Source organism: Nonomuraea sp. NPDC059194 (assembly GCF_042754765.1).
Lineage (GTDB): Bacteria > Actinomycetota > Actinomycetes > Streptosporangiales > Streptosporangiaceae > Nonomuraea.
In genome coordinates this window covers 378,109-404,493 of sequence record NZ_JBHZBH010000002.1, presented here as the reverse complement: position 1 = coordinate 404,493, position 26,385 = coordinate 378,109, and the positions used below count along the sequence as shown (strand labels likewise).

Annotated in this window: 25 protein-coding genes; 12 read left to right on the top strand and 13 right to left on the bottom strand. The window is 71.5% G+C overall.

The window, feature by feature from the left end; all coding sequences use genetic code 11:
* Positions 1-36 precede the first annotated feature (36 nt).
* Positions 37-885, bottom strand: a complete 849-nt coding sequence (gene map, locus ACFXJ8_RS04640; RefSeq protein WP_379642415.1) for a type I methionyl aminopeptidase — start codon at positions 883-885, stop codon at positions 37-39.
* Between map and ACFXJ8_RS04635 the strand changes: the two genes are divergently transcribed.
* A complete protein-coding gene (locus ACFXJ8_RS04635) occupies positions 884-1,096 on the top strand; it encodes a hypothetical protein (protein WP_379642414.1) in 213 nt (70 codons plus the stop codon). The genes map and ACFXJ8_RS04635 overlap by 2 nt on opposite strands.
* On the opposite strand, the gene ACFXJ8_RS04630 is transcribed toward ACFXJ8_RS04635, so the two are convergent.
* The gene (locus ACFXJ8_RS04630; protein ID WP_379642413.1) at positions 1,093-1,740 is read right to left on the bottom strand and encodes a cyclase family protein; all 648 of its coding nucleotides are present in this window, start codon (positions 1,738-1,740) and stop codon (positions 1,093-1,095) included. The genes ACFXJ8_RS04635 and ACFXJ8_RS04630 overlap by 4 nt on opposite strands.
* A gap of 72 nt (positions 1,741-1,812) precedes the next feature.
* Between ACFXJ8_RS04630 and ACFXJ8_RS04625 the strand changes: the two genes are divergently transcribed.
* Positions 1,813-2,832: a LysR family transcriptional regulator gene (locus ACFXJ8_RS04625; RefSeq protein ID WP_379642412.1), complete on the top strand. Its 1,020-nt coding sequence runs from the start codon at positions 1,813-1,815 to the stop codon at positions 2,830-2,832.
* Here the strand turns inward: ACFXJ8_RS04625 and ACFXJ8_RS04620 are convergent.
* Complete coding sequence (locus ACFXJ8_RS04620) at positions 2,773-3,351, bottom strand: hypothetical protein (protein WP_379642411.1); 579 nt, start codon at positions 3,349-3,351, stop codon at positions 2,773-2,775. The two genes, ACFXJ8_RS04625 and ACFXJ8_RS04620, sit on opposite strands and share 60 nt — an antisense overlap.
* A gap of 114 nt (positions 3,352-3,465) precedes the next feature.
* Here ACFXJ8_RS04620 and npdG point away from each other — a divergent pair, with 114 nt between their 5' ends.
* Positions 3,466-4,128, top strand: a complete 663-nt coding sequence (npdG, locus tag ACFXJ8_RS04615) for an NADPH-dependent F420 reductase (protein ID WP_379642410.1) — start codon at positions 3,466-3,468, stop codon at positions 4,126-4,128.
* Between the two features lie 187 nt (positions 4,129-4,315).
* On the opposite strand, the gene ACFXJ8_RS04610 is transcribed toward npdG, so the two are convergent.
* From ACFXJ8_RS04610 to ACFXJ8_RS04590, 5 genes are all read right to left on the bottom strand, one after another.
* The gene (locus ACFXJ8_RS04610) at positions 4,316-4,921 is read right to left on the bottom strand and encodes a DNA-binding response regulator (RefSeq protein WP_379642409.1); all 606 of its coding nucleotides are present in this window, start codon (positions 4,919-4,921) and stop codon (positions 4,316-4,318) included.
* The gene (locus tag ACFXJ8_RS04605; protein WP_379642408.1) at positions 4,918-6,120 is read right to left on the bottom strand and encodes a sensor histidine kinase; all 1,203 of its coding nucleotides are present in this window, start codon (positions 6,118-6,120) and stop codon (positions 4,918-4,920) included. The genes ACFXJ8_RS04610 and ACFXJ8_RS04605 overlap by 4 nt, the downstream gene beginning before the upstream one ends.
* A gap of 20 nt (positions 6,121-6,140) precedes the next feature.
* Positions 6,141-6,884 carry an ABC transporter permease gene (locus tag ACFXJ8_RS04600; protein WP_379642407.1) on the bottom strand — a complete coding sequence of 248 codons (744 nt, stop codon included), beginning with the start codon at positions 6,882-6,884 and terminating at the stop codon, positions 6,141-6,143.
* Entirely contained in the window at positions 6,877-7,755 is an 879-nt protein-coding gene (locus ACFXJ8_RS04595; RefSeq protein WP_379642406.1) for an ABC transporter ATP-binding protein, read from the bottom strand. The genes ACFXJ8_RS04600 and ACFXJ8_RS04595 overlap by 8 nt, the downstream gene beginning before the upstream one ends.
* Positions 7,756-8,210: 455 nt before the next feature.
* Positions 8,211-9,611 carry a PLP-dependent aminotransferase family protein gene (locus ACFXJ8_RS04590; protein ID WP_379642405.1) on the bottom strand — a complete coding sequence of 467 codons (1,401 nt, stop codon included), beginning with the start codon at positions 9,609-9,611 and terminating at the stop codon, positions 8,211-8,213.
* 60 nt (positions 9,612-9,671) lie between these two features.
* Between ACFXJ8_RS04590 and ACFXJ8_RS04585 the strand changes: the two genes are divergently transcribed.
* Positions 9,672-10,853: a trans-sulfuration enzyme family protein gene (locus ACFXJ8_RS04585; protein WP_379642404.1), complete on the top strand. Its 1,182-nt coding sequence runs from the start codon at positions 9,672-9,674 to the stop codon at positions 10,851-10,853.
* Positions 10,854-11,186: 333 nt separating this feature from the next.
* On the opposite strand, the gene ACFXJ8_RS04580 is transcribed toward ACFXJ8_RS04585, so the two are convergent.
* Positions 11,187-11,495 (bottom strand): hypothetical protein, encoded by a 309-nt coding sequence (locus tag ACFXJ8_RS04580; RefSeq protein ID WP_379642403.1) that lies wholly within the window; start codon positions 11,493-11,495, stop codon positions 11,187-11,189.
* Positions 11,496-11,618: 123 nt separating this feature from the next.
* Between ACFXJ8_RS04580 and ACFXJ8_RS04575 the strand changes: the two genes are divergently transcribed.
* On the top strand, positions 11,619-12,698 hold the full coding sequence (locus tag ACFXJ8_RS04575) for a pyridoxal-phosphate dependent enzyme (protein WP_379642402.1): 1,080 nt from the start codon (positions 11,619-11,621) through the stop codon (positions 12,696-12,698).
* A 240-nt stretch (positions 12,699-12,938) separates the two neighbouring features.
* Here the strand turns inward: ACFXJ8_RS04575 and panB are convergent, their stop codons facing one another.
* Positions 12,939-13,763 (bottom strand): 3-methyl-2-oxobutanoate hydroxymethyltransferase, encoded by an 825-nt coding sequence (panB, locus tag ACFXJ8_RS04570; protein WP_379642401.1) that lies wholly within the window; start codon positions 13,761-13,763, stop codon positions 12,939-12,941.
* 125 nt (positions 13,764-13,888) lie between these two features.
* Between panB and ACFXJ8_RS04565 the strand changes: the two genes are divergently transcribed.
* The 3 genes from ACFXJ8_RS04565 to ACFXJ8_RS04555 all read left to right on the top strand — a co-directional run bounded on the left by ACFXJ8_RS04565 (position 13,889) and on the right by ACFXJ8_RS04555 (position 17,347).
* Positions 13,889-15,091: an MFS transporter gene (locus ACFXJ8_RS04565; protein WP_379642400.1), complete on the top strand. Its 1,203-nt coding sequence runs from the start codon at positions 13,889-13,891 to the stop codon at positions 15,089-15,091.
* Between the two features lie 104 nt (positions 15,092-15,195).
* Positions 15,196-16,734: an MFS transporter gene (locus ACFXJ8_RS04560; RefSeq protein WP_379642399.1), complete on the top strand. Its 1,539-nt coding sequence runs from the start codon at positions 15,196-15,198 to the stop codon at positions 16,732-16,734.
* A gap of 7 nt (positions 16,735-16,741) precedes the next feature.
* Positions 16,742-17,347 (top strand): TetR/AcrR family transcriptional regulator, encoded by a 606-nt coding sequence (locus tag ACFXJ8_RS04555; protein ID WP_379642398.1) that lies wholly within the window; start codon positions 16,742-16,744, stop codon positions 17,345-17,347.
* A gap of 25 nt (positions 17,348-17,372) precedes the next feature.
* Here ACFXJ8_RS04555 and ACFXJ8_RS04550 read toward each other — a convergent pair whose 3' ends face one another.
* Positions 17,373-18,902 carry a BTAD domain-containing putative transcriptional regulator gene (locus ACFXJ8_RS04550; RefSeq protein ID WP_379642397.1) on the bottom strand — a complete coding sequence of 510 codons (1,530 nt, stop codon included), beginning with the start codon at positions 18,900-18,902 and terminating at the stop codon, positions 17,373-17,375.
* Positions 18,903-18,995: 93 nt separating this feature from the next.
* Here ACFXJ8_RS04550 and ACFXJ8_RS04545 point away from each other — a divergent pair, with 93 nt between their 5' ends.
* The 4 genes from ACFXJ8_RS04545 to ACFXJ8_RS04530 are packed head-to-tail and all read left to right on the top strand — an operon-like array spanning position 18,996 to position 23,111.
* A complete protein-coding gene (locus ACFXJ8_RS04545; protein WP_379642396.1) occupies positions 18,996-20,981 on the top strand; it encodes a hypothetical protein in 1,986 nt (661 codons plus the stop codon).
* Positions 20,978-21,370 (top strand): hypothetical protein, encoded by a 393-nt coding sequence (locus tag ACFXJ8_RS04540; protein WP_379642395.1) that lies wholly within the window; start codon positions 20,978-20,980, stop codon positions 21,368-21,370. Before ACFXJ8_RS04545 ends, ACFXJ8_RS04540 begins: the two co-directional genes overlap by 4 nt.
* Before the next feature lie 5 nt (positions 21,371-21,375).
* Positions 21,376-22,587 (top strand): hypothetical protein, encoded by a 1,212-nt coding sequence (locus ACFXJ8_RS04535; protein ID WP_379642394.1) that lies wholly within the window; start codon positions 21,376-21,378, stop codon positions 22,585-22,587.
* A complete protein-coding gene (locus ACFXJ8_RS04530; RefSeq protein WP_379642393.1) occupies positions 22,584-23,111 on the top strand; it encodes a TetR/AcrR family transcriptional regulator in 528 nt (175 codons plus the stop codon). The genes ACFXJ8_RS04535 and ACFXJ8_RS04530 overlap by 4 nt, the downstream gene beginning before the upstream one ends.
* Here ACFXJ8_RS04530 and ACFXJ8_RS04525 read toward each other — a convergent pair.
* Together ACFXJ8_RS04525 and ACFXJ8_RS04520 are read right to left on the bottom strand one after the other, a co-directional pair.
* The gene (locus ACFXJ8_RS04525; RefSeq protein WP_379642392.1) at positions 23,073-24,848 is read right to left on the bottom strand and encodes an NAD+ synthase; all 1,776 of its coding nucleotides are present in this window, start codon (positions 24,846-24,848) and stop codon (positions 23,073-23,075) included. The genes ACFXJ8_RS04530 and ACFXJ8_RS04525 overlap by 39 nt on opposite strands.
* Positions 24,849-24,903: 55 nt before the next feature.
* Positions 24,904-26,382, bottom strand: coding sequence for a BTAD domain-containing putative transcriptional regulator (locus ACFXJ8_RS04520; RefSeq protein WP_379642391.1), 1,479 nt, complete (start codon positions 26,380-26,382; stop codon positions 24,904-24,906).
* Positions 26,383-26,385: the final 3 nt, after the last annotated feature.

Here is a 26,385-nt window from a genome sequence, read left to right as displayed (position 1 = left end):
GTACTCAGGGCCCGCCTTACCCAGGGCCCGCCGTACTCAGGGCAGGGTGAGGATCTCGCTGCCAGTGTCGGTGACCAGGATCGTGTGCTCGAACTGCGCGGTCCGCTTGCGGTCCTTGGTGACGGCGGTCCACTTGTCGGGCCAGATCTCGTAGTCGATCGTGCCGAGCGTCAGCATCGGCTCGATCGTGAACGTCATCCCCGGCACCAGCTCCACCTGCAGCGACGGGTCGTCGTAGTGCGGGACCATCAGCCCTGAGTGGAACGTCGTGCCGATGCCGTGCCCGGTGAAGTCGCGCACGACGCCGTAGCCGAACCGCTTGGCGTACGCCTCGATGACGCGGCCCACGACGTTGAGCTGCCGGCCGGGAGCGACCGCCTTGATCGCGCGCATCATCGCCTCGCGGGTGCGCTCGACCAGCAGGCGCGACTCCTCGTCGACCTCGCCGACCAGGTAGGTGGCGTCGGTGTCGCCGTGGACGCCGCCGATGAAAGCGGTGATGTCGATGTTGACGATGTCGCCGTCGCGCAGCACCGTGTCGTCGGGGATGCCGTGGCAGATGACCTCGTTGATCGAGGTGCACAGCGACTTGGGGTAGCCGCGGTAGCCGAGCGTGCTCGGGTAGGCGTTGTGGTCGAGCAGGAACTCGTGGCCGATCCGGTCGAGCTCGTCGGTGGTGACGCCGGGGGCGATGTGCTTGCCGACCTCTTCGAGGGCCTGCGCGGCGATCCTGCCCGCGACGCGCATCCGCTCGATGAGCTCCGGGGTCTTGACGTCTGCCTCGCCGGTCTTGGGTTGCTTCCTGCCGACGTACTCCGGCCGCTGGATGTGGGCGGGAACCTTGCGCATGGGCGAGATCCGCCCGGGCTGGAGCAGTGTGGTCATGAAACCGAGTTTACGGGGCACAATTCACCCCGTGAGCGATGGTCAGTGGTGGTTCTGCCTCAAGCACATGCGCGTCGAGCCCGACCAGGGCTGCCCGAACAAGGACCGCATGGGCCCTTACGCCTCCGAAGAGGAGGCGGCGGGCGCGTTGCAACGCGCCGCCGACCGCAACAAGGCATGGGACGAGCAGGATCAGGATGACGACGACTAGACCACCGCGTACGCCCTGACGGGGAAGGTGCCGAGGCCGGAGATCATCGGCGGCGCCGCGTGGAAGCGGAATCCGCTGTCGGGCAGCCCGGCCAGCCCGGTCAGGTGCTCGACCAGCGGGATCCCCGCGGCGAGCAGCAGGGTGTGGGCGGGGCGCTCGCCTCTCGGCGGGGTGTCGTCGATGTTGAGCGAGTCGATGCCGACCAGCGCCGGGCCCTGCTCGGCCAGCCACGCCGCCGCCTCGGCCGTCAGGTACGGGTGTCCCTGCTGGTACTCCGGCGTGCCGAAGTGTCTGTCCCATCCGGTGTGCAGGAGGACGGCCATGCCGCGCACGTCGAGGCCGTCCAGCAGGTCCATGCCGACGTTCGGGCGGCCTGCGGCGCGCACGACCAGGCCGGGCAGGTCGGCCAGCTGGTCCACCGGCACCTGCGACAGGTCGGGGCCTTCGGCGTAGCGGTGATGCGGGGTGTCGACGTAGGTTCCCGTGTTGCACGCCATGGTGATGGTCCCGAGGTGGAACTCCGTGCCGGGGGCGTAGACCTCGCGGGAGTCCTCCCTGGTCAGGTGGGAGCCGAGGACGGGGCCCGGCACACCTGGATAAGTGGTCATGCCCTCCGTGATCCGGTGGCTGAGCTCGACAATCATGCGGCCCATTGTGGTGAGCGGCGTTGGTGCAGCGCAAATAACGAAATCTTCAGTTCGGGTTAAGCTGAGCTAATGGAGATCGATCCCCGGCGGCTGCGGGTCCTGCGCGAGGTCGCCAGGCGCGGCGGGGTGATGCGGGCGGCCGAGGCGCTGCATCTGACCGCCTCCGCGGTCTCCCAGCAGCTGGCACAGCTCGAACGCGAGGTCGGGCTGGCGCTGATCGACCGGTCCCAGCGCAGGGTGTCCCTCACCCCTGCAGGGCGCGTGCTGGCCGGATACGCCGACCGGATCGAGGACGAGCTCGCCGAGGCCAGGCGGGAGCTGACGCTGTTCGCCGAACGGCTCGCCGGGCCCGTGACCGTCGCCGCGTTCCCCACGGTCATCACGCACCTGCTGGTGCCCGCGCTGGGGGCGCTGGCCGTACGGCATCCGCGGATCACGCCCGTGATCCGCGAGCTGGTCGGGCCGCCCGCGCTGGAGGAACTGCGTCTGGGCGGGGTCGACCTGGTGATCACCGAGCGGGACGCGAGCCTGCCGACCCCGGCGCAGCCGTCGCTGGTCTCGCGGACGTTCCACGTCGACCCGTTCCGCGTCGTGGTGCCGCCCACCTGGCCGTCCGCGCCCACGACGGTCGCCGAGCTGGCCGCGGCGCCATGGGTGGCGGGGCGGCCCGACCAGGCCTGCGGCCAGGCGCTCGAACGGCTGGCGGCGCTGCACGGGTTCACCCCCAGGCGGGTGCACGTCATCGAGGAGTTCCCGCCGACGCTCGCCCTGGTGGCGGCCGGACACGGGGTGGCCATCGTGCCCCAGCTCGCGCTGCTCGACGTGCCTGACGGGTTCGTCAGGGTGAGCGAGATCGCCGAGGTGGGGGCGCGTAGGCTCGAGGCCGTCACCCGGCTGGGCCGTACCCGATCGGGAGAGCCCGACCCCGTGCACGCCGTCGTGATCGCGGCGATCGAGGAGGCGCTGGCCGACCACCTGAGGGCCGCCGACCCGCTTCTCTTCGGCCACGTGAGGCCCGCCGACCCGCTTCTAGTCGGTCACCTGGGGGCCGCTGACCCGCTCCAGGAGCCTGGCGAGCCGGTCCCGTAGCCCGGGACGTTGCGGCAGCTCACCCGCGGCGGCGCTCACCAGGTGCTGGACGCCGTCGAAGCTGACGGGGCCGTCGGCGGGGATGGCCAGCGCGTCGTGCGCCAGGGCCGCCAGCTCGCGGTCGCCGCCCTCCAGCGCGAGGATCGTCGCGCCGGTGCGCCTGGCGTCGTCGACCCGCTCCAGCAGCGGCACCGGCGCCTGCCGTTCGGCGACCACGAACAGCGTCTCGCCCTTGCCCGCGCGCTCGATGCGGTCGAGGCCGACCCGCAGGTGCGCCGGCGCCCGCAGGGGCGGCTGCCACCGCACCAGCGTGGGCGCCAGCTGCGGCATCCCCGACAGCCGAGCCTCGTCGCCGAGGTGCGCGGTGAGGTGCCAGGGCTCGTCGTCGGGCGTGCCGACGAGGAGCAGGCCACCGGGGGAGCGGGTGGCCCGCAGCGCCATGCCCAGCTCGCGTGTGCGCTCCAGCCAGCCCGTCTCGGCCAGAACCTCGCGAAGGAAAGCCACCGAGCCTGCGTCCATCCGTCCATGGTGCCTGACCTGTGTCCTTTCCGCGGCCGCTTTCTGTCGGTACGGCTCGTCCACGGGGGACCTGGGTTCGGCACACGAACCCCGGTACTGGCATGATTCTGCGATATGACTGACCTTCCTGAAGTGAGCGGGTTGACGATCGGCATCCTGGGCGGCACTGGCGACCAGGGGAAGGGCCTGGCCCGTCGATTCGCCCTGGCCGGGCACCCCGTGCTCATCGGCTCGCGCAACGCGGGGCGCGCCCACGAGGCGGCCGAGTCCATCGGCAACGGCGCCAGGGGCGCGGAGAACGCCGAGGTCGCGGCCGAGGCCGACATCGTGATCATCGCCGTGCCGTGGGACGGGCACAAGGCGACGCTGGAATCCCTCCGCACCCCCTTGTCCGGAAAAATCGTGATCGACTGCGTCAACCCGCTGGGTTTCGACAAGCAGGGCGCCTACGCGCTGCCGGTCGAGGAGGGCTCGGCCGCCCAGCAGGCCGCCGCCGTCCTGCCTGACAGCCGGGTCGTGGCCGCCTTCCACCACGTGTCGGCCGTGCTGCTGCTCGACCCCGCGGTGGAGAAGATCGACCTCGACATCCTGGTGCTGGGCGACGACCGCGAGGCCACCGACCTCGTGCGTGCGCTCGCGTCCGAGATCCCGGGGGCGCGCGGCGTGTACGGCGGGCGGCTGCGCAACGCCCACCAGGTCGAGGCGTTCACGGCGAACCTCATCTCGATCAACCGCCGGTACAAGGCGCACGCGGGCATCCGGGTCACCGACGTCTGACGTGGGTTTCCGGGGCGGCGGCGGAGACCGCCCCGGCGCCGCCCAACTCCGGGCGGTGGTGGCGACCGCCCCAGCACCGCCCAACTCCGGGCGGTGGTGGCGATCGCCCCGGCGCCGCCCACTCCGGGCGGTCGTGGGGGCTTCCTGAGCCCGCCATCCGGGCGTGGTGGGGACCCGAACCGCCCGGTCAGAGCCAGCCCGCGTCCTCCGCGATCCTGATGGCGTCGATCTTGTTCCGGGCGCCCGTCTTGGCGATCGCGCCCGTGAGGTAGTTGCGCACGGTCCCCGCCGACAGGTGCAGCCGCGAGGCGATCTCCTCCGCCGTCGCCCCCCGCGCCGCCTCCGCCAGCACCGTGCGTTCGCGCTGCGTGAGCGGGCTCTCGCCGTACTCCATCGCCGAGGACACCAGGTCGGCGTCGAGCACCCGCAGGCCCGCAGCGGTCCTGCGGATGGCGTCGGCGAGCCGGTCTCCTGGCGCGTCCTTCACCAGGAACGCCTCGATGCCCGCCTCCAGCGCCCGCCGTACCTGACCTGGCTGGCCCATCGCGGTCAGCACCAGGATCCGGCACGAGGGCAGCCGGGTGAGCAGCGTGGCGGCGGCGGTGATGCCGTCGACCACGGGCAGGTCGATGTCGACGATCGCCACGTCGGGCCGGACGTCCATCGCCGTGGGGACGATCTCGTCGCCCCTGGTCACCTCGGCGACGACCTCGATATCGGGTTCGAGGCGCAGCAGCGCCGTCAGCGCGGCTCTGATCATGTGCATGTCCTCGGCGAGCAGCACCCTGATCACGCGGGGACCTCCATCGTGAGGCGGAAACCGTTCGGACCCGAGGGTTCGGCGGTGACGGTGCCGCCCGCCTGCCGGGCGCGCTCGCCGAGACCGGTCAGCCCGTTACCCGCGGACACCTGCGCCGACACCCCGGCCGAGACCTGTGCCGACGCCTGCGCAGACACCTGTGCCGAGGCCTGGGCCGACACCGCCTCCGACACCGCCTCCGGCTCCGGCGCCCCGACGCCGTCGTTGACCACCTCCAGGCGTGCTGTGCCCGCTCTGACGGAGGTGCTGATGGAGCAGGTGGTCGCGCGGCTGTGGCGCAGGATGTTCGTGACGCCCTCGCGCACGCCCCATGCCAGCGTCTCCTCCGAGGGGCGGGGCAGCGCGGCGGCGGCCAGGTTGACCTGGCAGGCGACGCCCGACGCCTCCAGCAGGGCGACCGCCCTGTCGACCTCGCCGGGCAGCGACATCTGCCGGTAGCCGCGCGCCACCTGCCGTACGTCCTGGACGGCCTCGCGGGCGACCTGCACCAGCTCGCCGACCTCGGTCTTGGCGGAGACCGGGTCGCGCTCGACGAGCCGTGCGGCCAGATCGCCCTTCAACGCGATGGCGGTCAGGCTGCGGCCGAGGCCGTCGTGCAGGTCGCGGGAGATCCGCAGCCGCTCCTTGAGCACCGCCGCCTCCGCCAGTTCCGCCTTCGCCCTGTCGAGCTCCTCAGCCATCCTGACGCTCCTGACCAGCGCGTAGATCATCGTGCCGGTGCTGAAGACGGTGACGGAGTAGAAGAGCGTGAGCGCCCAGTAGCCCTGCGTCGCCACGAACAACTGCCAGAACTGGAACCCCGTGGCGAGCGCGACCAGCGGCCACGCGACGCGCCCCGGCAGCAGGATCAGCAGCGACCCCGCGAGGAGCGGCGAGACCACGGCGGACCAGCCGTAGGGGAGGATCAGGTCGGTGAGGTAGGTGGCCGCGACCTGCACCACGAGGGTCGCGGGGAACAGCGGGGGCTGTTCGCCCCGCAGGCCCGCCCGCACGTGCAGGTAGTGGACGACGCCGATGCACAGCCCCGCCGCCAGGGCCCACAGGCTCATCGACACGGGGACGTGGACGAGCGCGGTGGACAGCAGATAGAGCACGACCGCCATCACTGTGTAGCAGGCGGAGACGGTGGCAATCACGGCGATCGCGAGTCGGCGGGAGGCGTCAAAAGTCATGGTGCGACCAATTATGGCTTTTATGACTTCCTGGGCTCCCATCGGAACCTGGAGCGGAACGTGACGAACGCGATCGCCGCCCAGGCTGCCAGCTTCAGCAGCGCGAGGACGACGTCGCCCTCCCCGGTGTAGGCGAAGCGCGCGCCTTCCGCGATGGCGCTGGTGGGCAGTACGCCGAGCACCGTACCCACCCACGAGGGGAGCAACTGGAGGACCGGTCCGAAGCCGCCCGCACCCACGCCCGCCAGGAGGAACCAGGGCATGCACATGGTCGCGGCCATCTCGGTCCTGGAGATCACCGCCGTCCACGCCGCGCCGAGCAGCGCCAGCACGCCCGCGCCCACCACCACGAACAGCACCAGCACCAGCGGGTTGCGTGGGAGCTGCAGGCCCGCTCCGGCGTAGAGCACCGCGCACACGACCAGCGCGAGCAGCACGCTCTGCGCGGCGACGTTCGTCAGCTCGCCACCGATGATCTCGCGGTCGTTCAGGCCCGTGGCGCGCATCCGCTTCAGGATCAGCTGGTCCCTGCGCGCCGTCAGCGTGATCGCCGCCTGCATGAAGGCCGTCAGCGTCATGATCATTGCGAGCAGGCCGAGGTGCGTGTCCAACAGCACACCAGGGGCTCCCGGCTGCACCTTCGCCATCATGAACGGCAGGCCGATGCCGAGCCCGAGCGACAACGCCACCGAGGTCGACAGCGCGACCTTGTCCCGCCAGTACAGCCGTCCGCCGAACCTGGCCACCGCCACCAATTCACGCATGGTCAATCCCTTCGAGAAACAGGTCTTCGAGTGACGCCGTCCGCACCTCGAGGCCGCGCAACCGCAGGCCCTTCTCGGCCGCCCAGCTCAGCAACGTCTGCGCGGCCAGGTCGGGATCCTCCGCCCGGCACGTAGCCACGCGCCCCGCCATGGTCGCCGGCAGCGGCAGATCCTCCGGCGAAATGCCGCTGGGCAGCTCGAACGACACCCGGCCCGCCTGCGCGGCCAGCGTCTCCGCCATGCCGCCGCCGGCCACGATCTCGCCCCTGTCCATGATCGCCATACGGCTGGCGAGGTGCTGCGCCTCGTCCAGGTAGTGCGTGGTCAGCAGGATCGTCGTGCCCGAGGCGGCCACGTCGCGGACGACGTCCCAGGTGTTGCGCCGCGCCTCGGGGTCCATCCCGGTGGTCGGCTCGTCCAGGAACAGCACGTCGGGACGGCCGAGCAGGGCGAGCGCGAGGTCCAGCCTGCGCTTCTCGCCGCCCGACAGCTGCCGCACCTTCGTCCCCGCCCTGTCGAGCAGGCCGGCCAGCTCCAGCGCCTCACCCGTCGGCCGGGCCGAGGCGGTGAAGTCGCGCCACGAGTCGACGGTCTGGGCCACCGTGAGGTCGGGGAAGAAGCCCGCCTCCTGCAGCATGATGCCGGTGCGCCGCCGTACCGCCCTGCGGTCCTTGCCGGGGTCGAGGCCGAGCACGCGCACCTCGCCCGCGTCGGCGCGCTGGAAACCGGCCAGCACCTCGATCGTGGTCGTCTTGCCCGCGCCGTTCCTGCCGAGGAGCGCGAAGATCTCGCCTGGGGCGGCCTCGAAGGAGATGCCCTTCACCGCCTGGAAGTCTCCGTAGCTCTTGGTGAGTCCGTTCACCTGGATCATGGGGTTGATTCTTCGGGCCGGCGTCGGCGGTGGGCAGTGAAGAATTCACGACTTGCCCCGCTTTTCCGCCTCGGAAGGCCAGCCGACGTCCGGTTCCTCGCGGCTCCCGCCCCGGAAGGCCGCCACATGGGCCCTCGATGCTCGCGGTTCCCCGGTGCCCCTCGTCCTCGCCTGCCCTGGGCTCCCCTCCAGGCCATGCGACGTGGAGTCCCTCGCTCCCCGGACGCCTGCGTTCCGGTCGGCGCCCGTCGTCCCCGCATACCCCGGGGTCCTCCCGAGGCCATGCGACGTGGGGTTCTCGCTCCTCGGGTGCCTGCGGGTTCCGGGGAGCGAGTTCGGATGGGCGCCCGTCGTCCCCGCATGTTCCGGGTCCTCCCGGAGACCATCCGCAGGGTCCCGTCGATGCCATCCGACCGTCCTCGATCCCCACATCCGGCCGCGACCCGGACGGGGCGTCAGACGATCAGCGTGTGGCGGGAGGCGGTGTGGTGGGCGCCGTCGTAGGCATTCCACGCGGCAGCCAGCGCGTCGACCGCAGCCGTCAGCTCCGCGGGCGGGAACAGGAAGTGCAGCCGCAGGTGGTCGGCGTGCCCGCCCAGAGGATCGAACGAGCGGCCGGGCGGGATCGCCACCCCGTGCCGCAGCGCGACCTGGGCGAAGGCGTCGGCGTCGCCACGCGGGAGCCTGACCCAGATCGTCTGCCCGCCGAGCGCGGGGGCGAACTCCCACGACGGCAGCTTGGCCCGCAACTGGCCCAGCAGGTGGTCGTGGCCGGTGCGGAGCACCTCGACCCGTGCCCGCCGTACGGCGTCGAGCCTGGACAGCACCGAGACCGCCGCCAGCTGGGACAGCACGTCGCCCCCGAGGTCGTGGATGGCGCGCAGCCTGGCCAGGCGGGCCACCAGCGGCGCGGCGGCGCGGATCCAGCCCAGGCGCAGCCCGCCCCACACGAGCTTGCTCAGCGACGCGATGGTGATGACCTGCTCGCCATGCGTGAAGGAGGCCAGCGGCGGTGGGGTGTCGCCCGAGAAGCACAGCTCGGCGCAGACCTCGTCGTCGATGAGCGGGACGTCGTGCGCGGTGGCCGAGGCAGCCAGCCGCCTCCGCTCGGCCGTATCCATGATCGCGCCCGTCGGGTTGCTGGCCGTGGGCGTGACGTAGATCAGCGCGGGCCGCTGGGCGGCGTCGACGCCGGGCCGTACCACCGCGGCGGCGTGGCGGAAGACCTCCAGCGCGCCGGGGTAGGTGGGCGCCTCGGTCTGCACGGTGTCGCCGGGACTGACCAGCAGCCCCGTGAGCAGCGTCAGCGCCTGCTGGGCGCCGGTGGTGACGATGATCTCGGCGGCGTCGGTCGGTAGGCCGCGCCCGGTGTAGTAGGCGGCGATCGCCGAGCGGAGCGCGGGATGCCCGGCGGGGTGGTAGCCGAGGTCGCGGTGGGGCAGCAGCGTGACGGCCTCGCTGAAGGCGTCGGCCAGCAGCGTCGGCGGCTCGTCGGGGGCGGCGCAGGTGAGCAGCGTGACGCCGTCCGGCGGGTGGAGGATGTGCGACAGCAGCGGATTGCTGCCCACCTCGTTCGTGGCGCGGGTGGCGGGCAGGTCGGCCGAGGCCACGCGGGTGCCGCTGCCCCGGCGCCTGACCACGCGTCCCTCCTGCTGGAGCAGGTCGTAGGCGGCCACGACGGTGCCCCTGGCCACCGCCAGCCGTTTGGCGAGCACCCGGTCGGGCGGCAGCGTGGCGCCTGGCGGCAGCAGCCCGTCGTCGATCAGGTCGCGCAGCCGGGCGGCGAGCAGCAGGTAGAGCGGGCCCCGTCCGGACGCCCACCGGCCGAGGAGATCCGCGAGATTGGCCTCATCCATGGACCAATTATCGGTGATTGGATCTGACATGGAACCGTCAAACAGGACATTCTTATCGGTATGAGCCAACTGCGTCCCGAGACCCGTGCCGTTCACCTACCCAAGCCCGTGATCAGCGGAAGCGTCCCGATCTCCGTGCCGATCTACCAGACCTCCGGGTTCGTCTTCGACGACCCCGAGGTCTTCGCCGACGGCATGGGCAGGCCCGACGGAGCCTTCGTCTACGGCAGGCTCTCGAACCCCACGGTGCGCTCGCTGGAGGAGGCCGTGTCCGGTCTGGAGGGCGGCGTCGCCGCCGTCGCGACCGCCTCGGGCATGGGCGCGATCAACTCGGTGCTGCTCGGCCTGCTCAAGCCCGGCGACCACCTGATCGCCCAGAAGGCGTTGTACGGCGGGACCGCCGCGATGATCAACGACCTCGTGAGCCGCTTCGGCATCTCCGTCAGCTACGTCGCCGAGGACGACCCGGCGGCCCTGCGCGCGGCGGCCCGCCCCGAGACCAGGCTCGTCTACCTGGAGACCATCGCCAACCCGGTCTGCCAGGTCGCCGACCTGCCCGCGATGTGCGCGGCGGCCAAGGACCTCGGCCTCGTGACCGTCGTCGACAACACCTTCGCCTCGCCCGTGCTCTGCCGCCCGCTCGAACACGGCGCGGACATCGTCGTCCACTCGACCACGAAGTATCTGTCGGGACACACCGACGTGCTCGGCGGCATCGCCGTCTTCGCCGACGACGAGCTCTATCGCAAGGTGTGGCACTTCGCGATCGAACTCGGCGCGACCCCCGACCCGTTCGCGGCATGGCTGACCCTGCGGGGGATGCAGACGCTGCCGCTGCGGATGGAACGGCACTGCGCCAACACCCGCGTGCTGGCCACCAGGCTCGCCGAGCACCCGGCCGTCAGCGCGGTGCACTGGCCCGGCCTGCCTTCGCACCCCTCGCACGACGTGGCGGTCAAGCTGCTGCCCGAATTCGGCGGTGTGTTCTCCTTCGACCTGGTCGGCGGACGCGCGGCCGGTGAGAGGTTCATGGCCTCGTTGAAGCTGGCGCTGCTCGCCCCTTCGCTGGGCGGCGTGGAGACGCTGGTGTTGCACCCGGCCACGACCTCGCACAGGTCGCTGAGCGCCGAGGAACTGGGACGGCAGGGCATCTCCGAGGGGACGGTGCGGGTGGCGGTCGGCATCGAGCACGCCGAGGACCTCTGGGCCGACTTCGCCCAGGCCCTGGACGGAACCCACTGAAGCCCCAAGGGGCCCGAGATGAAGCCCCCGAGGCGCGAGGCGGAGCCCCGAGGCCCCAAGAGCCCCCAGACGGAGCACGCGAGGCATGAGGCGGAACCCCGAGGTCTCAACGGCCCTGGGCGGGGCCGACTCAGGCTCAAGGCTCCAAGGCCCCCGAGAGCCTTCAGGTGGGGCCCGCGAGGCCCGAAGCGAAGCCCCGAGGCTTCAAGAGCCCCAGGTGGCCCGAGGCTCCAATGCCCCGGAGCGGAGCCCGCGCTCGACCTGAGCGGAGGCTGCTGAGGCACCAGGCGGGCCTCGAGGCGCTAAGGGGTCCGGGTGGAGCTCACTGAGGCGCTAAGCGGAGCCCACTAAGTAGGCCTCGCGGACCCATTGCGCGAACTCCTCGTCGAGGTCTTCGCACCGGCGCAGGTGAAAACGGTGCACGAACAGCTGGTCGGTGTAGCGCGTGGCCCCGCCGAAGCGGTGGTCGTGGACGACGCGGCGCAGGCCGAGATAGCCGGTCAGCCCGAGGGGAGTGCGGCGGGCTCCGGCGAAGTCGCGGCGGGGCCCGCGGAAGGTCATCGAGGTGGCGGACCTGACACAGGTCACGGGACCACAGGACTCCACCAGTTCGACGAAGCGTTCGCACAGGTTCGATTCCATGTTCGGAAAGCTACTCGACGGCGCCGACACTTTGACGGAGCGCTCAGGCATTGAGGAAACTTCCTCAGTGCTGACGACTCTCCGCGCCCTCGCGAGCGAGCCGACGATCGAGCGGGAGCTGTGATGACGGTTGCGTATGACGACGTGCTGGCGGCGGCGAGCAGGATCGAGGGCCGCGTGCTGCGCACACCGGTCATCGAGATCGCCGAAGGACTGTTCCTCAAGCTGGAGGGGCTGCAGCACTCGGGCTCGTTCAAGGTGCGCGGGGCGTTCAACAGGATGCTGTCGGCCCACGTGCCCGACGCCGGTGTGATCGCCGCCAGTGGGGGCAACCACGGGCTCGCGGTCGCCTACGCGGCGAGGGCGCTGGGGCTGCGGGCCGAGATCTTCGTGCCCGCGGTCGCCAGCCCCGTGAAGGTCGCGGGCCTGCGGGCGCTCGGCGCCCAGGTCACCCAGACGGGGGCGATCTACTCCGAGGCCGCGGACGCGGCGGCCATGCGGGCGGCCGAGACGGGAGCGCTGGAGGTGCACGCCTACGACCACCCCGACGTGGTCGCGGGGCAGGGCACGCTCGGGCTCGAGATGATGGAGCAGACCGGCGGCGTCGACACGATCCTGATCGCGGTCGGTGGCGGCGGCCTCGTGGCAGGCGTCACCGTGGGATCCGGCGCCGCGGGCGGCTCCGAGAGGGCGGGCATCGCGGGATCCGGTACGGCGGACGCCTCTGAGGGAGCGGGTAGGCCGGGATCCGGCGCGGCGGGCGGCGGCCATGAAGGCGAGCGCGAAGGCGGGAGTGACGATGGGCTTTGCGGCGGGCATGACGGCGGGCGTGGCGGCGGGCGCGGGCCTGCGATCGTCGCGGTCGAGCCCGAGTTGATCCCCACGCTTCACGAGGCGCTCAAGGCGGGCGGCCCCGTCCCCGTCGCCGTGAGCGGGGTCGCCGCCGACGCGCTGGGCGCCACCCGCCTCGGCGCGGTGGCCTACGACATCGTCTCCAAGGCGGGCGTCAGGAGCCTGCTGGTGCCCGACGACGCCATCGAGGCCGCCCGCCGTACCCTCTGGGCCGACTTCAGGATCGCTGCCGAGCACGCGGGCGCGACCGCCTACGCGGCGCTGCTGTCGGGCGCCTACGTGCGCGCCCCCGGTGAGCGGGTCGCGGTGGTGGTGTGCGGCTCCAACACCGACCCCACCACCCTCGTGTAGGGTGCCGCGAGTCGATCGCCAGTCCTCGAGAGCCTCGTGTGAGCCGAGCGCCAGGCCCGCCGCCCTCGTGCAAGGCGTCGCACACCCGATCGCCGGGCCCGGGTGGGGGCCGACCGCTGACCCTCGTGGTCTTCGTGACAGGTGCCGGGAGCCGATCCGCCGGGCTCGCGGATTCCGGTCAGGTGCCAGGGTGCGAGGGTGCCGCGGAGCCCGGTTTGGAGGCTCCGCGGCGCCGTTGCCTCAGCTGTAGGCGTGTTCGGGCGCGGGGAACGCGCCCGAGGTGACCTCGGCGGCGAAGGCGCGCACCGCCCTGTCCATCTCCGTCCGCAGGTCCGAGTACGCCCTGACGAACTTCGCGGGATTCGGCGTCAGGCCCATCAGGTCCTGCCAGACCAGCACCTGGGCGTCGGTGCCCGCGCCCGCCCCGATGCCGACCGTCGGGATCGACAGTGACGTGGTGACCCGTTCGGCCAGGTCGGCGGGCACGCACTCCAGCACGACCGCGAACGCGCCCGCCTGCTGCAGGTCCTTGGCGTCGGCCATGAGCTCGTCGCCCGCCTGGCCGCGCCCCTGGACCCGATACCCGCCGAAGGCGTTGACCGACTGGGGCGTGAGGCCGAGGTGCGCCATCACCGGCACGCCCGCCGAGACCAGCGCCTCGACCTGCGGCAGGACCCTGCGTCCGCCTTCCAGCTTGACCGCGTGCGCCCCCGCCTCCTTCATGAACCTGGCCGCCGACTCCAGCGCCTGCGCGGGCGAGGCCTGGTAGGAGCCGAACGGCAGGTCGGCCACCACCAGCGCCCGCGAGGAGCCGCGCACCACCGCCGCGGTCAGCGGCAGCAGGTCGTCGACGGAGACGGGGAGCGTGGAGTCGTAGCCGTAGACGACCATCGCCGCCGAGTCGCCGACGAGCAGGACGGGGATGCCCGCCTCGTCGAACACGCGGGCCGTCATCGCGTCGTAGGCGGTCAGCATCGGCCACTTCTCGCCGCGCTCCTTGGCCGCCGCTAGGTCGCGGACGGTGACCCTGCGCCCTGGGGCGCCGCCGTACAGGGAAGAGGACATGAATGTAACCCTCCAGAGCCGTCTCGAGTCGCCCCAGTGGCGTACCCGGACCCCTCCGATGATGACATGCGGAGAAAAGTGTCGGTGGACAACGAGACAATGGGGGCCGGAGGTAAGCAATAAAAATGGCAATCGAACCTTACCGGCGTCTGCTCAAACTCCCCGGTGTCCGCACGTTGCTGCTGGTCGGGCTGCTCGCCAGGATCCCCGCCACGGCGACGGCCATGGCGCTGACCCTGCACGTCGTGAACGGCCTGAAGCTCGGGTTCGGCGAGGCGGGCCTGGTCGCCATGGCCAGCACGATCGGCATGGCCGTCGGCTCGCCGCTGTCGGGAAGGTTCGTCGACAAACACGGCCTTCGTCCGGTGCTGGCCGTCACGACGGTCGCGCAGGTGGCGTTCTGGGCGACGGCGTGGCTGCTGCCGTACGCCGTGCTGGTGCCGGCCGCGGGGGTGGCGGGGCTGCTGGCGCTGCCGATCTTCAGCGTGATCCGCCAGTGCCTGGCCGCGATGGTGCCCGTCGACCAGCGCAGGATGGGCTTCTCGCTCGACTCGATGCTGGTCGAGCTGGCCTACATGACGGGTCCCGCGCTGGCCGTGGCGGGCCTCACCACGCTGGGCAGCACGTGGACGATGTCGTTGATCGCCGTCGGCCTGGCCTGCGCGGGCACGGGGCTGCTGGTGCTCAACCCGCCCACCAGGTCCGAGGAGGAGATGGGGTGGGCCGGGGAGAAGGTCTCGCGCCGCCAGTGGCTGACCCCCTCGCTCATCGCGCTGTTCGGCACGGTCGCGGCGGCCACGTTCGTGCTCACGGCCAGCGAGTTGTCGCTGGTGGCCACGCTCGAGCACGCCGGCGAGACCGAGTGGATCGGCCTGGCCGTGGGCATCTGGTGCGTCTACTCCCTCATCGGCGGTTTCGTGTACGGCGGGCTGCCGCGCGGCTTCTCCACGCTTGTGCTGACCGCGCTGATGGGTGCGCTCACGATTCCGGTCGGTCTGGCCGGTGGCGACTGGCGGTGGCTGGTCGTGGCGCTGGTGCCCGCGGGTGTGCTGTGCGCGCCCGCCCTGGCCTCCTCCGTCGACACCCTCAGCAGATGGACCCCGGCCGCCGCCCGCGGCGAGGCCATGGGCCTGCACGGTACCGCGCTGCTGATCGGCGGCGCGGCGTCGGCGCCGATCGCGGGAGCCGTCATCGACGCCCACGGGCCCGGCTGGGCGTTCGCCGTCGCGGGGCTGGTGGCGGTGGTGATGGTGCTGGTCGCGCTGCCGTTCTGGAAGCGGACCCCGCAGCGGGAGATCCCGCCCGAGCCCGTGCCGGTGAAGGTCTGACCCATCGGGGGCTCCTACTTATGAAACGCAACCGTTGCGTATCGAAATAACATGCGCTACGGTTGCGTTGCGAAACTAAGCCGTATCGAAATTTGGAGCCCCTGATGGAACCACAGACAGGCCACCCCCGGCGATGGGCGATCCTCGGCGTCCTCGTCTTCAGCCTGCTGGCGGTCGTGCTCGACAACACGATCCTCAACGTCGCGATGAAGACCATCGCCGACCCCGTCGAGGGTCTGGGGGCGACGCAGAGCGAGCTGGAATGGGCGATCAACTCCTACACGCTCGTCTTCGCCGGCCTGCTGTTCACCTTCGGCGTGATCGGTGACCGTACCGGCCGCAAGAGGATGTTGTTCATCGGCATGCTGCTGTTCGGCCTGGCCTCGCTGGCCAGCGCCTACTCCCAGGATCCGATGCAGCTCATCCTGGCCCGCGCCGCGATGGGCATCGGCGGTGCGGCGATCATGCCGGCCACCCTGGCGATCATCTCCAACGTCTTCCCGCCTCAGGAGCGCGGCAAGGCCATCGGCATCTGGGCCGGTGGCGTCGGGCTGGCGGTGGCGATCGGCCCGATCACCGGTGGCTTCCTGATCGAGCACTTCTGGTGGGGCTCGGTCTTCCTGATCAACGTGCCGATCGTGCTGATCAGCATGGTGCTCATCGCCACCGTCGTCCCCGAGTCGCGTGACCCCAAGCCGTCCAGGCTCGACCCCGTCGGCGTGGTGCTGTCCATCATCGGTCTGGTGGCCGTCGTCTACGGCATCATCCGCATGGGCGAGCTCGCCACCGTCGCCAGCGCGGAGGTCCTGCTCCCGACCGTCTTCGGCGTGCTCGTCCTGGCCGCGTTCGTCTGGTGGGAGCGGCGCATCGACCACCCCGCCTTCGACGTGCGCAACTTCGGCAACGTCCGCTTCACCTCGGCCATCGCCATGATGGGCATCGTCTTCTTCGCGATGATGGGCGGGATGTTCTTCCTGACGTTCTACATCCAGATCGTCAAGGGCTACAGCCCCATCGAGGCGGGCGCGCTGATGATCCCGTTCGCCGCCGCGCAGCTGATCTTCGCCCCGCTCAGCCAGCGGGTCAACCAGCGCTTCGGCGCGAAGGCTGCCTCCACGGCCAGCATGATCGTGGTCACGGCCGCCCTGGCCGCTTACGCGTTGTTCGACAGGAACACCCCGATCTGGCTGATGGAGACCGTCTTCTTCGTCCAGGGCGCGGCGATGGCCAACATCATGCCGCCCGCGACCACCGCGATCATGGAGTCGCTGCCGAGGGAGAAGGCGGGCGTCGGCTCGGCCATGAGCAACACCGTCCGCCAGGTGGCGGGCGCGCTGGGCGTGGCCGTCCTCGGCTCGGTGCTGTCGTCGGCCTACCGCGGCGAGATCGCCCCCGCCCTCGCCCACCTGCCCGAGGACGTACGGCACGCGGCCGGCGAGTCCATCATGGCCACCGTCGGCGTGGCGCAGGGCAACCCCGCCATCCTGAACCCCGCCTTCGACGCCTTCCTCGACGGCATGCACCTCACGGCCCTGGTCTCCGCGGTCATCGCCCTGGTCGGCGTGGTCGTCGTGGCGATCTGGATGCCGGGCAAGGCGCCCGCCGTCGTCAAGGTCGAACAGAAGGAACCAGCGGTAGTCTGAGACGGCGATGACGACGACAGAGACCGGCACGGCGCGCCCCGCGGGCCGTCCGCGCAGCGAGAAGGCCGAGAAGGCGATCATCGAGGCGACGCTCGATCTGATCGGCGAGGGGATGGGGATCTCCGAGCTGTCCATCGAGGCGATCGCTTCGCGGGCCGGGGTCGGCAAGACGACCATCTACCGGCGCTGGTCCAACAAGGAGGACCTGGTCGCCGACGCGCTCGCCTCGCTGAAGGCGCCGATCCCCCCGCTGGCGGGGGTCTCGGTGCGCGACGACCTGGTCGCCCTGCTCGACACGATGATGCGCGAGTCGGGTCAGTCGCGCACGCGCTGCGTGATGAACATCGCGATGAGCGAGTCCGACCGCCACCCGGAGCTGTTCGCCAAGTTCATGAAGCAGGCCGTCGAGCCGCGCACGGCGGCGATGACGGACGTGCTCGAACGCGGCATCAGGACCGGCGAGCTGCGGGCCGACCTGGAGCCGCGGCTGGCGAACGGCGCGCTGGCCGGCACGATGATGTGGCACATCAAGCGGGCCAAGGACGACGGCGACCTGCCCGCCGACCTGCCCGCCCGCATCGTCGACAACCTGCTGAGAGGCATGGCGGGCTGAGGCCCGCCGCGTTTCGTCGAGCGGGCTACGCCGAGTGCAGGGCATCTGCTCTCGGGGTGCTGTCGAGCAGCCGTGACAGCGGCCAGCGGGGGTGGTCCGCCGCCCTGGCGGCCACCAGGCGTACGGCGAGCGGCAGCCCGCCGCACCGCCGTACGAGCTCTCGCGCGACAGCGGGCTCGGCGGCGGCGCGGGAGTCGCCGACGGCGCTCTCCAGCAGGCTGATCGCCTCGTCCTCCGCCATGGGCTCCAGCCGCACGTGCGCCGCGCCGTCCAGCAGGGTGAGCGGACGCCGTGAGGTGACGACGACCATGCACCCGGCTCCGGCGGGCAGCAGCGGCAGCACCTGCGCCGCTCCCGCCGCGTCGTCGAGCAGCACCAGGATCCTCCTGCGCGCCGTCAGCGACCTGAACCTGCCGGCCGCCTCATCCACCTCGGCAGGCACGTCGGGCCTGCCGAGCGAGCGCAGGAACCGGCCGAGGACCTCACCGGGCTCCAGCGGGGCGGACGTCGAGCCGCGCAGGTCGACGTAGAGCTGGCCGTCGCCGAACCGGCCCGCCAGCCGCCGTGCCGCCTCCACCGCCAGCGCCGACTTTCCCACCCCCGCCCGGCCACTGATCGCGGCGATCGGCAGGTCCTCTCCGGCCAGCTTGTGCACGTACCTGAGCTCGGCCGCGCGGCCGACGAACCCCGACGCCGCCCCCCTGGGCAGTTCCGCCGGACACTCGGCGGGCACCCCGAGACCGGGCACCCCGAGATCGGGCGCATCCAGTCCGGGCGCACCAAGGTCCGGCGCACCCAGGAGGAGCGCGGGATCGTCGGCCAGGACGGCCCGCTCCATCCACCGCAGCTCGGGCCCCGGTTCGAGGCCGAGCTCGACGTCGAGCAGGTCGCGGCCCTGCCGGTAGGTCTCCAGCGCCTCGGCTCTGCGCCCCGTCCGATAGAGGGCGAGCATGAGCTGCGCACGGGAGCGCTCCCGCAACGGGTGCTCGGACACGAACGCGGCCACGCTCGCCACCAGCTCGCCGTGCCCGCCCAGACCCAGCTCCAGCTCCACGCACTCCTCGGTGACGGCCAGGCGCAGCTCGTCCCACAAGCCCACGCCCTGAACCCGCCTGCTCATCCCGACCAGCGTCGGCCCGCGCCACAGCGCCAGCGCCCCGCGCATGCCGAGGACCGCCTCCCGCCGCCGTCCCGCAGCCGCCGCCTCCCTGGCCGCGTCGATCCCCCGCTTCGCCTCCGCCGCGTCCAGCGGTACGGCAGGCCGTACCCGATAGCCCGCCCCGACCGTCTCGATCACGTGGGGATCGGCGCCCGCCTCCCGCAGCACCCTGCGCAGCCTGGAGATCGCGATGGCCACCTGGGAGCGGGCCGAGTCGGGCGGCTCCTCGCCCCACACCACGTCGACCAGCCGGTCCACGGACACCACGCGGCCGAGACCGAGCAGGAGGGCGGCCAGCGCGGCCTGCGGCTTCGGGCCGCCCACGTGCACGGGCAGGCCGCCGACCAGGACCTCGAGCGGGCCCAGGATCCTGAACTGCACCTCGGCGAACGACATGCCAGGTCACCGTACGCGCGGGGTGTTGGTTCCGCGTTGGGTCACCGAAGAAGGCTCTAGGCAGAACGTGAGCAATGTTCTAGTCTCGCCGCCATGCCCCTCATCGCCCGAAGGACGCTGACGCTCTTAGGCGTAGTCCTCGCCCTGCTCCTACCTGCCGGCGCCGCACTTGCCCACGAGGAGCGGGAGGTGAAGCTGCCGGACGGCTCGGGGAGCGTCCCCGTCTACCGGACGGGGGAGCCCGACCTCCTGGTCTGCAAGACGGATAAATCGGACTTCGAGCGGCGAATCGCGAAATTTCCGGATGATCTGAAGCAGCGGAACCTCGCCCTCTTCGCCCGCTGTCAGAAGGAGGGCGTCAGGCACCTCCAGGAAGCCGTCGACCGCGTCGACCGGCCTGGCATGAACATCGCCATCCTCCCCGGCCTCTACCTGGAGGAGCCGGGCCAGCCGCAGCCCGAGGGAGCCTGCGCCAAGCTCGACGCCCGCTTGTCGAGCTGGGGCTACCAGATCCTCTCCTACGAGCAGCAGGTGCAGTGCCCGCACAACCAGAACCTGGTCGCCATCCTCGGCAAGAAGGACCTGCAGATCGAGGGCACCGGCGCGGGCCCCCTCGACGTGATCATCGACGCGCAGTACCGCAAGCTCAACGCCATCCGCGCCGACATGACCGACGGCGTCTACTTCAGGAACTTCACCGCCCAGCGCACCACCTTCAACTCCCTCTACATCCTGGCCACCGACGGCTTCGTCATCGACAAGATGCTGACCAGGTGGAACGACGAGTACGGCTTCCTGACCTTCGCCAGCGACCACGGCCTCTACACCGACTGCGAGTCGTACGGCAACGGCGACTCGGGCCTCTACCCCGGCAGCGCCTCCAACATCAACGACGGCCGGGGCCATGAGGTGCCGCGCTACTCCATCGAGATCAGGCGCTGCAAGAGCCACCACAACATGGTCGGCTACTCGGGTACGGCGGGCGACTCCGTCTACGTCCACGACAGCGAGTTCTGGGGCAACCTCGCGGGCGCCACGATGGACAGCGCCTTCCCCGGACACCCCGGCCTGCCGCAGAACCACGCCAGGTTCGAGAACAACAAGATCTACGACAACAACGCCACCTACTACGAGTACGTCAGGGACGGCACCTGCGCCAAGCCGCCCGCCGAGCGCGGTTACGAGAAGGGCGTGGTCTGCCCGCAGATCGGCCTGCCACCGGGAAGCGGCATCATCACCGGCGGCGGCAACTGGAACGTCTTCAAGAACAACTGGATCTGGGGCCACGACAACGCCGCCTTCAACCTGCTGGCGGTGCCCGCCTTCATCAGGGGCGAGGAAGCGTGGGACAAGCAGTTCGACACCTCCCACCACAACCTCTACACGGGCAACCACCTGGGCGTCTCCCCGACGGGGGAGAAGCGGGCCAACGGCGCCGACGTCTACTGGGACGGCCAGGGCAGCGGCAACTGCTGGGACGGCGTGCGCGTCAGCAGCCCGGCGGTGCTGCCTGCCTGCGGCGGCGGCAGCGGTCCCGCCAGAGTGGTGGCCGAGCCGGTCAAGCTCGTGCAGATGTACCTGTGCAACGACTACAGCATCGGCGACCGCCGCCTGCCCGGCGGGTGCTGGTGGTTCGGCTCCAGCGGCCTGGCCAGGGTGGAGGTGCAGCTCGCGCTGGGCGGCTCGCTCGTGCTCGGGCTGATGGCCGTCCTGCTGTGGCGGCGTCGCCTGCGCTCGCGGTGGGCGCTGCCGCTCACGCTCGTCGGTCTGGCGGGGCTGACGCTCGACGTGTTCGGGGCGCTGGACGGCTACTCCGTGCTGCCCGCCGCCGCGCTCACGCTGACCGGCGTCTGGCTGCTCGGGTCGGGGCTGATCATGCGCGGTGCCTTCGGCTGGTTGGGCGTCGTGCTCGGCGTGCTGCACCTGGTCGACGCCTTCGACAAGGCGGTGTGGATGCTGCCGATCCTGCCGATCGGTCCCGGCTGGATCCGCGGGCTGCTCACCGGCGTGTGGGTGCTGTGCGCGGTGGTGGCCGTGGCGCCCCGCCGTACGGCCAAGGCGGCGGAGGTGGCCGCATGAGACGGATGGCGGCGCTGATTCTGGGGCTGGTCGCGCTGGCGCTGGCCGCCGGATGCGGATCGCTGCCCGACACGCACCACCGGCCGGGCACCGGACACGAGGTGGCGACGGTGGCGCCCGCTCCAGGTGACCCGCACGCGCAGATCACGATCGCGGGCGGGAAGGTGACGCCGCCGTCCGGCTGGCTGGAGGTGAAGCGCGGCCAGACCGTGACCCTGACCGTGACCAGCGACGTCGCCGACGAGCTGCACGTGCACGGGTTCGACCTGGGCCAGGAGCTCCAGCCGGGCAAGCCTGCCGTCATCAGCTTCAAGGCGGACATGACCGGCGTGTTCGAGGTCGAGACGCACGAGAGCGAGCTGGTGCTCATCCAGTTGGCGGTCACGTGACGGGCGTGCTCGCGCATGGGATCGGCAGCCGCAGCGACCTGCCGATCCCGCTCTTCTACGCCTACGCGGGGGCGTTCGCGGCGCTGGTCGTGTCGTTCCTGGCGCTGGGCCTGCTCTGGGCGGACTCCCGCTTCAGCGGCGACCGGGCGGGCAGGGCGCTGTCCTGGCGTCCGCCCGTCAGGACGCTACGTGTCGTCACCGCGCTCATGGCGCTCTACACGCTGGGCTGGCTGGTCCTCGGGCCCGCCAAGGACAACGCCGCGCCGTACCTGATCTATGTGGTCTTCTGGGTGGGGCTGGTGCCCGCGTCGCTGCTGTTCGGGCCGGTGTGGCGGCTGGCCAACCCGTTCCGGCTGCTGCCCGACCGGCCGCACCGCCCGCTGCCGGAGCGGGTCGGCTACTGGCCCGCCGCGGCGGGGCTGACCGCCTTCACCTGGATGGAGCTGGTCGCGCCCGAGCCTGCCGCGAGCGCGACGCTGCTGGTCTTCCTCCTCCTGTACGGCACGGCCACCGCCGCGGGAACCCTGCGGTACGGCCACGCCTGGCTCGACAGGGGCGACCCCTTCGAGGTCCTGTCCACGCTCGTCGGCCACCTGTCGCCGCTGGGCAGGAGGGCCGACGGGACGCTCGTCCTGCGCAGCCCCTTCAACGGCCTCGACGCGATCGCCCCGGCGCCCGGACTCGTCGCGACCGTGTGCGTGCTGCTGGGCAGCACCGGATACGACGGCTTCGCGGGCGCGCCCTTCTGGGTCGAGGCGTTGCAGACCAGCCCGCTCGGCAGGACCGGCCTCGGCACGGTCGGCCTGTTCACGGCCGTCGGGGGAGTGGCGCTGCTGTACACCGCCTGCCTGTGGGCGGCGGGCCTGATCGGCGGCGCCCGCGGGCTGACCCCCCGCTTCGCCCACTCGCTGGTGCCGATCGCGGTCGGCTACCTGGTCGCGCACTACTTCTCGCTGTTCATGATCGAGGGTCAGCGCGCGATCATCCTCGCCCTGGGCCTGGACACCGAGGTGAACGCCGACGTCGTCAGCGCGGGCGCCATCGCCACCGTGCAGGTGCTGGCCATCGTGATCGGCCACGTCCTCGGCGTGGTCGCCGCCCACGACAGGTCGGTGCGGCTGCTCGAACCGGCCAGGGCGGTCGCCGGGCAGATCCCGCTGTTCGTGCTCATGGTCTGCTACACCATCGGCGGGCTGACCCTACTCTTTGCGGCATGAGACGCATCCCCGTCCAGCGGCGCAGCGCGGAGAAGGTCGACCGGATGCTCGACGCGGCGGCCGCGCTGCTGGACGAGGGCGGCTACGACGCCCTGAGCACCAGGACGGTGGCCGCCCGCACCGGGATGCCGATCGGCTCCATCTACCGCTTCTTCAGCGACAAGCGCTCGCTGGCCGACGCGCTGACCAGGCGCAACCTGGAGCACTTCGTCGCCCGCATCGAGCCGAAGCTGGCCGGGGCCCGCCAGTGGGACCCGGTCATCGACGCCGTCGTGGACGAGTACCTCGACATGAAGGCCACCGTCCCCGGCTTCGCCGTTCTGGACTTCGGCGACAACCGCGAGGTCGCGCGAACCCTCGCCGGCCTGCTCGGCGTCGGGGTCAACCCGATCCTGGTGGCCGTCGAGGCGGCCGACGCCCTGCTGCGCGCCCACCACGACGACCCCGAGCTGGTCGAGGAGACCAAACAGCTGCTGCGCTCCTACCTAGGCCGTCGTCTCCCGCCACCTGTTGGTGATCGGTAGCCTGCGGTCCCTGCCGAAGTTCTTCGGCGTGATCTTCGGGCCGGGCGGGTACTGCCTGCGCTTGTACTCGGCGAGGTCGACCAGCCTGATGATCCTGGTCACCAGCGCGGGATCATGCCCCGCCGCGATGAGCTCGGCCGAGCCCATGTCCTTCTCGACGTAGTCGTCCAGCAGCCGGTCGAGCACCTCGTACGGCGGCAGCGAGTCGGTGTCGCGCTGGTCGGGCCGCAGCTCGGCGCTGGGCTCCTTGGTGATGGAGTTCTCCGGGATCGGCCGCTCGACGTCCATGAGGAACGACGGGTCGGTGTGCTCGTTGCGCCACCTGGACAGCGCCCACACCATCGTCTTCGGCACGTCCTTGATCGGCGCGAACCCGCCCGCGGAGTCGCCGTACAGCGTGGAGTAGCCCGTCGCGAGCTCGCTCTTGTTGCCGGTGGTCAGCACCAGGTGGCCGTGCTCGTTCGACAGCCCCATGAGGATCATGCCGCGCACCCTGGCCTGCAGATTCTCCGCGGCCAGACCCGACAGGTCGATCTCCTTCTCGAACGCGGTGACGATGTCGGCGATCGGCACGATCCGGCCGTTGATCCCCTGCCTGCGCACCAGCTCCTCGGCGTCGCCGAGAGAGTGCTCGGAGGAGTAGCGCGAGGGCATCATCACCACGTGGACCCGCTCGGGCCCGATCGCGTCGGAGGCGATGGCGGCCGTCAGCGCCGAGTCGATGCCGCCTGACAGGCCCAGGATCACCGAGCGGAAGCCGTTCTTGGCGACGTAGTCGCGCACCGCGAGGACCAGCGCCTGGTAGACCTCGCCGGTGTCGTCGAGCCTGGGCGCCACCTCGGGCACCTGCCTGGCGTACGGCGCGACCGGCTCGGCCGACAGCACCAGCCGCTCCACCGTGATCGTCGATCCGTCGCCGGCGCCGTAGGGGAAGACGCCGGGCTCGGCGTCGGAGACCGGCAGGTCGTCGAGGTCGACGACCAGCAGCTCCTCGCGGAACTGCCCGGCCCGCGCCACCAGCTCGCCCGAGGCGTCCACCACGATCGAGTCGCCGTCGAAGACCAGCTCGTCCTGGCCGCCGACCTGGTTGGCGTAGGCGAGCGCGCACCCCGCCTCGCGCGCCCTGCGCGCCACGAGCTCCAGGCGGACGTCGTCCTTCTCCCGCTCGTACGGCGAGGCGTTCGGCACCACGAGCAGGCCCGCGCCCGCCTCGCCGACGACGGCGACGGGACCGCCCTGCTGCCACAGGTCCTCGCAGACCGCGATGGCCACGTCGACCCCGTGCAGGCGGAAGATCGGCAGTCGGTCGCCGCGCACGAAGTAGCGGTACTCGTCGAAGACGCCGTAGTTGGGCAGGTGGTGCTTGGCCGTACGGGTGACGACCCTGCCCTGGTGGAGCAGCGCGGCGGCGTCCAGCGGCGCGCCCTTCGGCTGGCCGACGCGGGGTGCGAGCCCCGCCCTGTCGACGTAGCCGACCACGACGGGCAGGTCGCCGAGACCCTCCTCGGCCAGCCGGACCGCGACGTCCTCGAGCGTCCTGACGCTGGCGTCGACGAAGGACGTGCGCAGGACGAGGTCCTCGACCGGATAGCCGGTCAGGAACATCTCGGTGAAAAGGACGAGGTGAGCGCCGCGGTCGGCGGCCTCACGCGTCCATCGGACCAGCGCGTCGGCATTGGCGGTCAGGTCGCCGACGACCGGGTTTGTCTGAGCCAGGGCGATGCGCAATTGAGCCACGGCCCCAGCCTAGTACCCCGGTTTTTTTATCGTCAAAACGACGATAAGTGAGGTGTCACCTCCCGGGCGTGACCAGACCCGACTCGTAGGCGGCGACTACCAGCTGCGCCCTGTCGAACAGGCCCAGATGATCGAGCAGCTCACTCACGGCGCCCGCCACCTGCCGGTCGGGGACGGCGAGCGTGTGCGCGATCTGGCGGTTGGTCAGGCCGCGGGCGATCAGCTTGAGCACGTCGAGCTGCCGGTCGGGGAGCCCGGCCAGGGCCGGGGGAGCGGCGGGATCGGTCCTGCCCGCGAAGGCGGAGATGATCCTCGTCGTCAGGGACGGGTCGATCAGCGCGTCACCGGCAGCGGCCGCGCGCATGGCGGCGACGAGCTGCTCGGGCGGCGAGGTCTTCAGCACGAAACCGCTGACTCCCGCGCGGAGGGCGGCGTAGAGGTTCTCGTCGGTGCCGAAGGTGGTCATCATGATCACCTTGGGCGGGTTGCGGTCGGCCAGGATCCTGCGCGCGGCGGTCAGACCGTCGAGCCTCGGCATCTGGATGTCCAGCAGGACCAGGTCGGGGCGGGTTTCCCTGACGACGGCGATGGCCTGCTCGCCGTCGGCGGCCTCGCCTGCCAGCTCCAGGCCGGGCTCGGTGTCGATCACGACGCGCAGCCCCGTCCTGACGAGCGCCTGGTCGTCGGCGACCACGACCCGCAGCCCCGCCGCCCGCGCCGCCTCCTGCCCGGCCTCGGAACCGGCCGCCCCGGGGGAGCCGCTCGCCGGTGGCTTCTCGGGGGCGGCGTCCAGGTGGGGGGACTGGGCGAGCATGTCCGCCTCCAGCCGCTGCAGCACGGCCGAAGGATCCAGGCCCAGCTCGTCACGCCAGATCCCGCGCGCCCGCCTGAGAGTGGCGAGCGCGTCACCCTGCCGGCCGCTGCGGTAGAGGGCTGTGGCCAGCAGCCGCCACCCCTCCTCCCTGAGCGGATGGGCGCCGGCGTGCGCCTCCAGGTCCGGCACGAGCGCGGCCGACCGTCCCAGGCTCAGCCCCGCGTCGGCCCGCCGTTCGAGGGCGACGAGCCGCAGCTCCTCCAGCCGCCCGCCCTCGGTCGAGGCCCACGTCAGGTCCGCGAACTCGGCCAGCGCGGGCCCCCGCCACAGCCCCAGCGCCTCCTCCATCGAGGCCCACACCTGCTGGGCGGGCCCCTCCATCCGCACGAGCCGCTCGAAGTGCCAGCAGTCCACCTGCTCGGCCGAGGCCCGCAACGCGTATCCGGGAGGTGCCGACACCAGCACCTCGGCCTCGGAGCGCGGCGCCCGGTTCGGTTCGAGGGCGCGGCGCAGTCGGGAGACGTACCCCTGGATGGTGGACAGGGCCTGGGCGGGCGGCTGTCCTGGCCACAGCTCGTCGATGAGCGTGGTCACGGGTACGGCGCGGCCCCCCGCCACCACCAGTCTGGCCAGTACCGCCATCTGGCGCTGGCCGCCGAGGTCGAGGGGAAGCCCGTCGAGAAGGACCTGAAACGGTCCGAGTGCGCTGAATGTCACCATGGC

Coding starts and splice junctions, on each gene's coding strand:
- ACFXJ8_RS04635 (WP_379642414.1), top strand. CDS start 884: ATGAAACCGAGTTTACGGGGCACAATTCACCCCGTGAGCGATGGTCAG.
- ACFXJ8_RS04625 (WP_379642412.1), top strand. CDS start 1,813: ATGGAGATCGATCCCCGGCGGCTGCGGGTCCTGCGCGAGGTCGCCAGG.
- ACFXJ8_RS04630 (WP_379642413.1), bottom strand. CDS start 1,740: ATGATTGTCGAGCTCAGCCACCGGATCACGGAGGGCATGACCACTTAT.
- ACFXJ8_RS04565 (WP_379642400.1), top strand. CDS start 13,889: ATGGCAATCGAACCTTACCGGCGTCTGCTCAAACTCCCCGGTGTCCGC.
- ACFXJ8_RS04540 (WP_379642395.1), top strand. CDS start 20,978: ATGAGACGGATGGCGGCGCTGATTCTGGGGCTGGTCGCGCTGGCGCTG.
- ACFXJ8_RS04545 (WP_379642396.1), top strand. CDS start 18,996: ATGCCCCTCATCGCCCGAAGGACGCTGACGCTCTTAGGCGTAGTCCTC.
- map (WP_379642415.1), bottom strand. CDS start 885: ATGACCACACTGCTCCAGCCCGGGCGGATCTCGCCCATGCGCAAGGTT.
- ACFXJ8_RS04580 (WP_379642403.1), bottom strand. CDS start 11,495: ATGGAATCGAACCTGTGCGAACGCTTCGTCGAACTGGTGGAGTCCTGT.
- ACFXJ8_RS04595 (WP_379642406.1), bottom strand. CDS start 7,755: ATGATCCAGGTGAACGGACTCACCAAGAGCTACGGAGACTTCCAGGCG.
- ACFXJ8_RS04550 (WP_379642397.1), bottom strand. CDS start 18,902: ATGTCGTTCGCCGAGGTGCAGTTCAGGATCCTGGGCCCGCTCGAGGTC.
- ACFXJ8_RS04600 (WP_379642407.1), bottom strand. CDS start 6,884: ATGCGTGAATTGGTGGCGGTGGCCAGGTTCGGCGGACGGCTGTACTGG.
- panB (WP_379642401.1), bottom strand. CDS start 13,763: ATGTCCTCTTCCCTGTACGGCGGCGCCCCAGGGCGCAGGGTCACCGTC.
- ACFXJ8_RS04575 (WP_379642402.1), top strand. CDS start 11,619: ATGACGGTTGCGTATGACGACGTGCTGGCGGCGGCGAGCAGGATCGAG.
- ACFXJ8_RS04585 (WP_379642404.1), top strand. CDS start 9,672: ATGAGCCAACTGCGTCCCGAGACCCGTGCCGTTCACCTACCCAAGCCC.
- ACFXJ8_RS04520 (WP_379642391.1), bottom strand. CDS start 26,382: ATGGTGACATTCAGCGCACTCGGACCGTTTCAGGTCCTTCTCGACGGG.
- ACFXJ8_RS04590 (WP_379642405.1), bottom strand. CDS start 9,611: ATGGATGAGGCCAATCTCGCGGATCTCCTCGGCCGGTGGGCGTCCGGA.
- ACFXJ8_RS04620 (WP_379642411.1), bottom strand. CDS start 3,351: ATGGACGCAGGCTCGGTGGCTTTCCTTCGCGAGGTTCTGGCCGAGACG.
- ACFXJ8_RS04560 (WP_379642399.1), top strand. CDS start 15,196: ATGGAACCACAGACAGGCCACCCCCGGCGATGGGCGATCCTCGGCGTC.
- ACFXJ8_RS04555 (WP_379642398.1), top strand. CDS start 16,742: ATGACGACGACAGAGACCGGCACGGCGCGCCCCGCGGGCCGTCCGCGC.
- ACFXJ8_RS04605 (WP_379642408.1), bottom strand. CDS start 6,120: ATGACTTTTGACGCCTCCCGCCGACTCGCGATCGCCGTGATTGCCACC.
- ACFXJ8_RS04530 (WP_379642393.1), top strand. CDS start 22,584: ATGAGACGCATCCCCGTCCAGCGGCGCAGCGCGGAGAAGGTCGACCGG.
- npdG (WP_379642410.1), top strand. CDS start 3,466: ATGACTGACCTTCCTGAAGTGAGCGGGTTGACGATCGGCATCCTGGGC.